This window comes from Mesorhizobium sp. M7D.F.Ca.US.004.03.1.1 (assembly GCF_003998635.1).
Lineage (GTDB): Bacteria > Pseudomonadota > Alphaproteobacteria > Rhizobiales > Rhizobiaceae > Mesorhizobium > Mesorhizobium loti.
The window spans coordinates 1-10,200 of record NZ_RZQG01000126.1 but is presented as its reverse complement, the minus strand read 5'-3'; the positions used below and the strand labels follow the sequence as shown (position 1 = coordinate 10,200).

Below are 10,200 nucleotides of genomic sequence, written 5' to 3'. Positions count from 1 at the left end.
TCTCCTTCGGCTCGCCAACCACGCTTTCGGCGTCTGGCTGGGCGCGCTTTCGGGAGCGGCCGAAGCTTCGCAACGGCTGTTGCAGCCGATCGTCGATGATTTCGAGGCGCGCGTCGCGCAGTTCGACGACCCGAATTCTTCCTCCACCAAGGCGCGGGCGACGGCGAAAACCATGATTGCCGAGGCGCAGTCCTTCGCCCAGGAAGTCACCGATATTGCCGCCAAGGAAGCCGCTACTGCCGTGCCGGCCGCAAATGCCGTTCCGGCAACGGGCGACTCCGGCCATGTGCTGATGCCCGAGGATTTCAGGCAGCCAGAGGCTATGGAAAAGCCCGCCGAGCCGGCGGATCTCAAGGCTATATCGGGCATCGGGCCCAAGCTTGAAAAAGTTCTCAACGGCTTGGGCATCTGGACGTATGGCCAGATCGCGGCATGGACGCCGCAAGAGGTTGCCTGGGTCGAGGATTATCTGTCGCTCACCGGCCGCATAAGTCGCGACGATTGGACAGCCCAAGCGGCGGCGCTCGCCGTCAAGAAGTGAATGAAATGCCGGGTCCGGTTTCGACCGTGCCCGGAACAAGAGATTGCGGGAACTCCGCAGGGGTTTGAGGCGAATGGCAAAGCTCAAGGTCGACGGGAAAGAGATCACTGTACCCGACCACTACACGCTGCTGCAGGCGGCGGAAGACGCTGGCGCGGAAGTGCCGCGCTTCTGCTTCCATGAGCGGCTGTCGATCGCCGGCAATTGCCGCATGTGCCTGATCGAGGTGAAGGGCGGGCCGCCCAAGCCGCAGGCTTCCTGCGCCATGAACGTGCGCGACCTGCGTCCGGGGCCGAATGGCGAGGCGCCGGAAATCTTCACCAACACGCCGATGGTCAAGAAGGCCAGGGAAGGCGTGATGGAGTTCCTGCTGATCAACCATCCGCTGGATTGCCCTATCTGCGACCAGGGCGGCGAATGCGACCTGCAGGACCAGGCGATGGCCTTCGGCGTCGATTCCTCGCGCTATCATGAGAACAAGCGCGCGGTCGAAGACAAATATATCGGACCGCTGGTCAAGACGGTGATGAACCGCTGCATCCATTGCACGCGCTGCGTCCGCTTCACCACGGAAGTCGCCGGCATTTCCGAGCTTGGCCTGATCGGCCGTGGCGAGGATGCCGAGATCACCACCTATCTCGAACAGGCGATGACCTCGGAGCTGCAGGGCAATGTCATCGACCTTTGCCCGGTCGGCGCGCTGACCTCAAAACCCTTCGCCTTCCAGGCGCGGCCGTGGGAGCTGACCAAGACCGAATCCATCGACGTGATGGATGCGGTCGGCTCGGCGATCCGCGTCGACAGCCGAGGGCGCGAAGTGATGCGCATCCTGCCGCGCGTCAACGAAGCGGTGAACGAGGAGTGGATTTCCGACAAGACCCGCTTCATCTGGGACGGCCTGCGCACGCAGCGCCTCGACCGCCCCTATGTGCGCAAGGACGGCAAGCTGGTTCCCGCCAGCTGGGCCGAAGCCTTTGCCGCGATCAAGGACGCGGTTTCGAAGGCGGCACCCGAAAAGATCGGCGCCATTGCCGGTGACTTGGCCGCCGTTGAAGAAATCTATGCGCTCAAGCTGCTGATGGCCTCGCTCGGCTCGAAGAATACCGACTGCCGCCAGGATGGCGCCGCACTCGATCCGGCGCTCGGCCGGGCGAGCTACATCTTCAATCCGACCATCGAAGGCATCGAGCAGGCCGACGCGGTGCTGATCATCGGCGCCAACCCGCGCTATGAAGCCTCGGTGCTCAACGCCCGCATCCGCAAGCGCTGGCGGATCGGCAATCTGCCGGTCGGCGTGATCGGCGATGTCGGTGACACGCGCTATGACTATGAACAGCTGGGCGCCGGACCGGATTCGCTGAAGGATCTGGCCGACGGCAATGGCACGTTCTTCCAGGTGCTGAAGAAGGCGACGCATCCGCTGATCATCGTCGGCCAGGGCGCGCTGGCGCGCGCCGATGGCGCGGCCGTGCTCGGCCAGGCGGCCAAGCTCGCCGCCGCTGTCAACGCTGCTCGCGCGGACTGGAACGGCTTTGCCGTGCTGCACAATGCGGCCGGACGTGTCGGCGGTCTCGATCTCGGCTTCGTGCCGGGCGAGGGTGGCAAGAGCGTTGCCGGCATGCTGGGCGAAATGGAGCTGCTGTTCCTGCTCGGCGCCGACGAGATCGACATGGCCAAGACCGGCGGCGCCTTCGTCGTCTATATCGGCACGCATGGCGACCAGGGCGCGCACCGCGCCAACGTCATCCTGCCGGCGGCTGCCTACACCGAAAAATCGGCCACCTATGTCAACACGGAAGGCCGTGTGCAGCAGACCAACCGCGCCGGCTTCGCGCCGGGCGATGCCCGCGAGGACTGGGCGATCCTGCGGGCCCTGTCGGATGTGCTGGGCAAGAAACTGCCGTTCGATTCGCTGCCGCAGCTGCGCGCCAAGCTTTACGGCGAATACCCGCATCTGGCCCGCATCGATCAGGTCGCTGCCGGCAATGCCGAGGACATCGCCAAGGTGGCGAAGCTCGGCGGACGGCTGAACAAGGGAACGTTCACCTCGCCCGTCACGGATTTCTACCTGACCAACCCGATCGCGCGGGCATCGGCCGTGATGGCGGAATGCTCGGCACTGGCCAAGAGCGGCTTCAAGCAGGCGGCGGAATAAGCATGGACACTTTCTTCTCCTTCTACGTGCTGCCGGCGCTGCTGATCCTCTTGAAGTCAGTCGTGCTGATCGTCGTTTTGCTGATCTTCGTCGCTTACATCCTCTACGCCGACCGCAAGATCTGGGCGGCGGTGCAGCTGCGCCGTGGTCCGAACGTCGTTGGCCCCTGGGGCACGTTGCAGGCTTTCGCCGATCTGTTGAAATTCGTCTTCAAGGAACCGATCATTCCGTCGGGCGCCAACAAGGGCGTCTTCCTGCTGGCGCCACTGGTGTCGGCGGTGTTGGCGATCTCGGCCTGGGCGGTCATTCCGGTCGATCAAGGCTGGGCGATCGCCAACGTCAATGTCGGCATCCTCTATGTCTTCGCCATCTCCTCGCTCGAGGTCTACGGTGTGATCATGGGCGGCTGGGCGTCCAACTCGAAATATCCGTTCCTCGGTGCGTTGCGTTCGGCGGCTCAGATGGTGTCCTACGAAGTCTCGATCGGCTTCGTCATCGTCACCGTTCTGCTCACCGCCGGTTCGCTCAATCTGTCCGACATCGTGCTGTCGCAGCATGATGGAATTGGTACGCGGCTTGGCTTGCCCAATACGTTCCTCGACTGGAACTGGCTGGCACTGTTTCCGATGTTCATCATCTTCTTCATCTCGGCCCTGGCCGAGACGAACCGCCCGCCCTTCGATCTGGTGGAAGCCGAATCGGAACTGGTCGCCGGCCACATGGTCGAATATTCGTCGACGCCGTTCCTGCTGTTCTTCCTTGGCGAGTATGTCGCCATCGTGCTGATGTGCGCGCTGGCCACCATCCTCTTCCTCGGAGGCTGGCTGCCGCCCTTCGACTTCGCGCCGTTCACCTGGGTGCCGGGCGTCATCTGGTTCGTGCTGAAGGTCTGCTTCGTGTTCTTCGGCATCTCCATGGTGAAGGCCTTCGTGCCGCGCTACCGCTACGACCAGCTGATGCGGCTCGGCTGGAAGGTGTTCCTGCCGATCTCGCTGTTCATGGTGGTCGCCACCGCTGCCTTCCTCAAAATCACGGGGTTTGCGTGATGTCCGCTCTTTCCCAAGCCGCAAAATCGCTGCTGCTGCAGGATTTCGTCAGCGCCTTCTTCCTGTCGATGCGCCAGTTCTTCGCGCCGAAGGAGACGATCAACTATCCGCACGAGAAGGGGCCGACCAGCCCGCGCTTCCGGGGCGAGCACGCTTTGCGCCGCTATCCCAATGGCGAGGAACGCTGCATCGCCTGCAAATTGTGCGAGGCGATCTGCCCGGCGCAGGCCATCACCATCGAGGCCGGCCCGCGCCGCAATGACGGCACGCGCCGTACTGTGCGTTACGACATCGACATGGTGAAGTGCATCTATTGCGGCTTCTGCCAGGAGGCCTGCCCGGTCGACGCCATCGTCGAGGGGCCGAATTTCGAATTCGCGACGGAGACGCGCGAGGAACTCTACTACGACAAGGACAAGCTGTTGGCGAATGGCGACCGGTGGGAGCGCGAACTGGCGCGCAACATCTCGCTGGACTCGCCGTACCGCTGATATTTGACGCATGGACGGGGCGAGGGGCCTCGTCTAAGGAAACACGCAACTTGCCGACCGGAGGCGGTCGCAAAAATCGAACAGGACGAACGTCCTGTTTCGGACAGGAACCCGGGGGAACCCCATGTTGAGTGGACTAGAGGCGGCCTTTTTCTACCTCTTCGCCTTTGTCGCGGTGGCGTCGGCGTTCATGGTCATTTCGTCGCGCAACCCCGTGCATTCGGTGCTGTTCCTGATCCTGACCTTCTTCAACGCCGCCGGCCTGTTCATGCTGACCGGGGCCGAGTTCCTGGCGATGATCCTGCTCGTCGTCTATGTCGGCGCGGTGATGGTGCTTTTCCTGTTCGTCGTCATGATGCTCGACGTCGATTTCGCCGAGATGAAGGAAGGCGCCCTGCAATATGCACCGATCGGCGCGCTGGTCGGTCTGATCCTGGCGGCGGAGCTGATCGTCGTGCTCGGCGGCTACACATTCGCGCCGCAACTCGCCTCGACGGTTTCGAAACCCATCCCGGATCTCGCGACGCGGACCAATACGGCCGCACTCGGCGACATCCTCTATACGGACTACCTCTACTACTTCCAGATTTCGGGCCTCGTGCTGCTGGTCGCCATGATCGGCGCCATCGTGCTGACGCTGCGCCATAAACCAGGCGTCAAGCGGCAGTCGATCGCAGCCCAGGTCGGCCGCACATCGGCGACCGGAATGGAAATCCGTAAGGTCAAGACAGGCGAGGGGCTCTGAGATGGTTGTCGGTATCGCGCATTATCTGACCGTATCGGCTGTTCTGTTCACGCTCGGCGTGTTCGGCATCTTCCTCAACCGCAAGAACGTCATCGTCATCCTGATGTCGGTCGAGCTGATCCTGCTGGCGGTCAACATCAACTTCGTCGCCTTTTCGGCAGCACTCGGCGATCTGGTCGGCCAGGTGTTCGCGCTGTTCGTGCTGACGGTCGCGGCGGCTGAAGCCGCCATCGGACTTGCCATTCTCGTCGTCTTCTTCCGCAACCGCGGCTCGATCGCGGTCGAAGACGTGAACATGATGAAGGGTTGACGGAACCACCATGTATCAGGCCATCGTCTTCCTTCCCCTGCTCGGCTTCCTGATCGTCGGCCTGTTCGGCACGTCGCTCGGCGCCAAGGCGTCCGAATACATCACCTCCGGTTTCCTGGTGATCGCGGCGGTGTTGTCGTGGGTCGCTTTCTTCACCGTCGGCTTCGGCCATGGCGAGGTGTTCACCGTGCCGGTGATGCGCTGGATCCAGTCAGGCGGACTGGAAGCATCCTGGGCGCTGCGGATCGACACGCTGACGGTGGTGATGCTGGTGGTGGTCAACACCGTGTCGGCGCTGGTTCACATCTATTCGATCGGCTACATGCACCACGATCCGAACCGGCCGCGCTTCTTCGCCTATTTGTCGCTGTTCACCTTCGCCATGCTGATGCTGGTGACGGCCGACAATCTGGTGCAGATGTTCTTCGGCTGGGAAGGGGTCGGTCTCGCCTCCTACCTGCTGATCGGTTTCTGGTACAAGAAGCCGTCGGCCAATGCCGCGGCAATAAAGGCCTTCGTCGTCAACCGCGTCGGCGACTTCGGCTTCGCGCTCGGCATCTTCGGCCTGTTCGTGCTGTTCGGCTCGGTCAATCTCGGCACCATCTTCGCCAATGCGGCGACGTTCATTCCGGCCGAAGGCGCGCCACAGGGCGCCGCGGTCCTGACCTTCCTTGGGCATGCGCTGGACAAGCAGTCGGCCATGACGATCGTCTGCCTTCTGCTGTTCATGGGCGCCATGGGCAAGTCGGCGCAGGTGCCGCTGCACACCTGGCTGCCGGACGCCATGGAAGGCCCGACGCCGGTTTCCGCACTGATCCATGCCGCCACCATGGTAACGGCCGGTGTGTTCATGCTGGCGCGGCTGTCGCCGCTGTTCGAGCTGTCGCATTCGGCGCTGACGGTCGTGACCTTCATCGGCGCCTTCACCGCCTTCTTCGCGGCCACGGTCGGTCTCGTGCAGAACGACATCAAGCGCGTCATCGCCTATTCGACCTGCTCGCAGCTCGGCTACATGTTCGTGGCGCTCGGCGTCGGCGCCTATGGCGCGGCGATCTTCCACCTGTTCACGCATGCCTTCTTCAAGGCCCTGCTGTTCCTCGGCTCTGGCTCGGTCATCCATGCCGTCTCCGACGAGCAGGACATGCGCAAGATGGGCGGACTGCGCAAGCTGATTCCGACCACCTACTGGATGATGGTCATCGGCACGCTGGCGCTGACCGGCGTCGGCATCCCGGTGACGGTCATCGGCACCGCCGGCTTCTTCTCCAAGGACGCCATCATCGAAAGCGCCTTTGCCGGCCACAATTCGGTTGCCGGCCTCGCCTTCATATTGCTCGTCATCGCGGCCTGCTTCACCTCCTTCTACTCATGGCGGCTGATCTTCATGACCTTCCACGGCAAGCCGCGGGCGAGCCACGAGGTCATGCACCACGTCCATGAATCGCCTCCGGTGATGCTAGTGCCGCTGTTCATCCTGGCCGCCGGCGCACTGTTTGCCGGCATTATCTTCCACGGCGCCTTCATCGGCGAGGGCTATGCCGAGTTCTGGAAGGCATCGCTGTTCACGCTGCCTGACAATCACATCCTGCACGAGATCCACGAATTGCCGCTGTGGGTCGAGCTGTCGCCCTTCATCGCCATGCTGATCGGCTTCGCGCTGGCCTGGAAATTCTACATCCGCTCGCCGGAAATGCCGGTCAATCTGGCAGCACACCATCGCGGGCTCTACGCCTTCCTGCTCAACAAGTGGTATTTCGACGAGCTCTACGATTTCCTGTTCGTGCGACCCGCCAAGCGCCTCGGCCATTTCCTGTGGAAGACCGGCGACGGCACAATCATTGACGGCCTCGGCCCGGATGGCATTTCGGCGCGCGTCGTCGATGTCACCAACCGCGTCGTCAAGCTGCAGACCGGCTACCTCTACCATTATGCCTTCGCCATGCTGATCGGCGTTGCCGCACTCGTCACCTGGATGATGCTCTGATGACCGCTTGGCCAATCCTCTCGCTGGTCACCTTCCTGCCGCTGGTTGGTGTGCTGCTTATCCTGTTCATCAATGATGACAGCGAAAATGCACGCCGCAACATCCGCGCCATTGCGCTGTTGACGACGACGTTCACGTTCATCATCTCGCTGTTCATCTGGACTGGCTTCGACAATTCGCAGGCCGGCTTCCAGTTCGTCGAGAAGGTTGCCTGGCTCGACTCCGGCATCTCCTACCATATGGGCGTCGACGGCATCTCCATGCTGTTCGTCATCCTGACGACCTTCCTGATGCCGCTCTGCATCCTGGCCTCGTGGGAATCGATCGAGAAGCGCGTCAAGGCCTACATGATCGCCTTCCTGCTGCTTGAAACGCTGATGATCGGCGTGTTCTGCGCACTCGATATCGTGCTGTTCTACGTCTTCTTCGAAGCCGGCCTGATCCCGATGTTCATCATCATCGGCGTCTGGGGCGGCAAGCGGCGCGTCTACGCCTCGTTCAAGTTCTTCCTCTACACGCTGGCCGGCTCGGTGCTGATGCTGCTCGCCATCATGGCGATGTTCTACCAGTCCGGCACGACCGACATCCCGACGCTTCTGACGCACAACTTCCCGGCCAACATGCAGACCTGGCTATGGCTTGCCTTCTTCGCGTCCTTCGCGGTGAAGATGCCGATGTGGCCGGTGCACACTTGGTTGCCCGACGCGCACGTTGAAGCGCCGACGGCAGGTTCGGTGATCCTGGCCGCCATCCTGCTAAAGATGGGCGGGTACGGCTTCCTGCGTTTCTCCTTGCCGATGTTCCCGCTGGCGTCCGAAATGTTCGCGCCGCTGATCTTCGCGCTCTCGGTCGTCGCCATCATCTACACCTCGCTGGTGGCGCTGATGCAGGAGGACATGAAGAAGCTGATCGCCTATTCGTCGGTGGCCCATATGGGCTTCGTCACCATGGGCATCTTCGCCATGAACCAGGAAGGCGTGCAGGGCGCGATCTTCCAGATGCTCAGCCACGGCCTCGTCTCCGGCGCGCTGTTCCTGTGCGTCGGCGTCATCTACGACCGCATGCACACACGCGAAATCGCGGCCTATGGCGGCTTGGTCAACAACATGCCGAAATACGCCACCGTGTTCATGATCTTCACCATGGCCAATGTCGGCCTGCCCGGCACCAGCGGTTTCGTCGGCGAGTTCCTGACCATGCTCGGCGTGTTCCGGGTCAACACCTGGGTGGCGTTCTTCGCCGCCACCGGCGTCATCCTGTCGGCTGCCTACGCGCTCTGGCTCTATCGCCGGGTGATCTTCGGCGCGCTGACCAAGGACAGCCTGAAGGGCCTGCTCGACCTGTCGCCGCGCGAGAAGCTGATCATCTACCCGCTGGTCGTGCTGGTCATCTTCTTCGGCGTCTATCCCGCACCCGTCTTCGACGCGACGGCCGAATCGGTCAAGTCGCTCGTCACCAATGTCACTGCATCCATCGGCGCCGCGCAGACCGCGGCGGCGAATTAACCCAAGGGTTTTGCGAACCATGACGCCGGACCTTCTCTCCAGCCTGTCGCTCTCGACGCCAGAGCTGATCCTTGCCGTCGGCGCGCTGGCGCTGCTGATGGTCGGCGCCTATTCGCGCGCCAACACCGCCAACACGGTGACCGGCCTTGCCGTCGCCGTGCTGGTCGTCGCGGGCGCCTGGCTGATCTTCCAAACCGGGCAGGGCAGCGCCTATGGCAACGCCTTCATCCAGGATTCCTTTGCCCGCTTCATGAAGGTGCTGGCGCTGGTCGGCTCGGCGGTGACGCTGGCGATGTCGATGCGCTTCGCCAAGGCGGAGCATTTCGACAAGTTCGAATATCCCGTATTGGTGCTGCTCAGCACGCTCGGCATGATGCTGATGATCTCGGCCAACAGCATGATCGGGCTCTATCTCGGCCTCGAACTGCAGTCGCTGGCGATCTACGTGCTGTGCGCGATTAATCGCGACAATCTGCGTTCGACCGAGGCTGGCCTCAAATATTTCGTTCTCGGTGCGTTGTCGTCGGGCATGCTGCTCTATGGCATCAGCCTGGTCTACGGCTACACTGGCAACACCGGCTTCCAGGAGATCGCTACGGCGCTCGGCAGCGGCGAGCGCCAGCTTGGCCTCGTCTTCGGTCTCGTCTTCGTGTTGGCCGGCCTTGCCTTCAAGATCTCGGCGGTGCCGTTCCACATGTGGACGCCCGACGTCTACGAGGGCGCGCCGACGCCAGTGACGGCCTTCCTGGCGGCGGCACCCAAGATGGCGGCGATGGCGCTGATGGTGCGTGTCACCATGGGCGCGTTCAAGCCGATCGCCTCCGACTGGCAGCAGATCATCGTCTTCATCTCGATCGCCTCGATGGCGCTGGGCGCCTTCGCGGCCATCGGCCAGACCAACATCAAGCGACTGATGGCCTATTCCTCGATCGGCCATATGGGCTACGCGCTGGTCGGCCTTGCCGCCAACAGCCAGGCCGGCGTGCGCGGCGTTGCCATCTACATGCTGATCTATCTGGTGATGACGCTCGGCACCTTCGCCTTCATCCTCGCCATGCGGCGCAAGGACGGCAATGTCGAGCAGATCAGCGATCTGGCCGGCCTGTCGTCGACCAATCCGATCATGGCGACGATCCTGACCATCCTAATGTTCTCGCTGGCAGGCATCCCGCCGCTCGCCGGCTTCTGGGGGAAATGGTACGTCTTCCTCGCCGCCATCAACGCCAATCTCTACGCGCTGGCGATCATCGGCGTGCTGGCCTCGGTGGTGGGCGCCTATTATTACCTGCGCATCATCAAGATCATGTGGTTCGACGAACCGGTCGGTGGCTTTGTGCCGATGGCGACGGAATTGCGTGTCGTGCTCGGCGTCTCCGGCGCCTTCGTGCTGTTCTATGTGCTGATCGGCGGACCGATCGGCACC

Annotated in this window: 9 protein-coding genes; all 9 read left to right on the top strand. The window is 62.5% G+C overall.

Annotated elements, in window-relative coordinates; all coding sequences use genetic code 11:
* A partial coding sequence (locus tag EN935_RS10325) for an NADH-ubiquinone dehydrogenase (protein ID WP_127373303.1) occupies positions 1 to 541 on the top strand: 541 nt, incomplete at its 5' end.
* A gap of 73 nt (positions 542 to 614) precedes the next feature.
* Positions 615 to 2,696 carry an NADH-quinone oxidoreductase subunit NuoG gene (nuoG, locus tag EN935_RS10320; protein WP_109667975.1) on the top strand — a complete coding sequence of 694 codons (2,082 nt, stop codon included), beginning with the start codon at positions 615 to 617 and terminating at the stop codon, positions 2,694 to 2,696.
* Between the two features lie 2 nt (positions 2,697 to 2,698).
* Positions 2,699 to 3,742, top strand: coding sequence for an NADH-quinone oxidoreductase subunit NuoH (nuoH, locus tag EN935_RS10315; protein WP_109667973.1), 1,044 nt, complete (start codon positions 2,699 to 2,701; stop codon positions 3,740 to 3,742).
* Complete coding sequence (gene nuoI, locus EN935_RS10310; protein ID WP_023812382.1) at positions 3,742 to 4,233, top strand: NADH-quinone oxidoreductase subunit NuoI; 492 nt, start codon at positions 3,742 to 3,744, stop codon at positions 4,231 to 4,233. Before nuoH ends, nuoI begins: the two co-directional genes overlap by 1 nt.
* Positions 4,234 to 4,357: 124 nt before the next feature.
* Positions 4,358 to 4,978 carry an NADH-quinone oxidoreductase subunit J gene (locus EN935_RS10305; protein ID WP_109667971.1) on the top strand — a complete coding sequence of 207 codons (621 nt, stop codon included), beginning with the start codon at positions 4,358 to 4,360 and terminating at the stop codon, positions 4,976 to 4,978.
* Between the two features lies 1 nt (position 4,979).
* On the top strand, positions 4,980 to 5,288 hold the full coding sequence (gene nuoK / locus EN935_RS10300; protein ID WP_010910101.1) for an NADH-quinone oxidoreductase subunit NuoK: 309 nt from the start codon (positions 4,980 to 4,982) through the stop codon (positions 5,286 to 5,288).
* Between the two features lie 10 nt (positions 5,289 to 5,298).
* Positions 5,299 to 7,272 carry an NADH-quinone oxidoreductase subunit L gene (nuoL, locus tag EN935_RS10295; protein ID WP_127264540.1) on the top strand — a complete coding sequence of 658 codons (1,974 nt, stop codon included), beginning with the start codon at positions 5,299 to 5,301 and terminating at the stop codon, positions 7,270 to 7,272.
* Complete coding sequence (locus tag EN935_RS10290) at positions 7,272 to 8,777, top strand: NADH-quinone oxidoreductase subunit M (protein WP_126069452.1); 1,506 nt, start codon at positions 7,272 to 7,274, stop codon at positions 8,775 to 8,777. Before nuoL ends, EN935_RS10290 begins: the two co-directional genes overlap by 1 nt.
* Before the next feature lie 19 nt (positions 8,778 to 8,796).
* Positions 8,797 to 10,200, top strand: a 1,404-nt coding sequence (gene nuoN, locus EN935_RS10285) for an NADH-quinone oxidoreductase subunit NuoN (RefSeq protein ID WP_127373302.1), incomplete at its 3' end; no start/stop codon positions are given.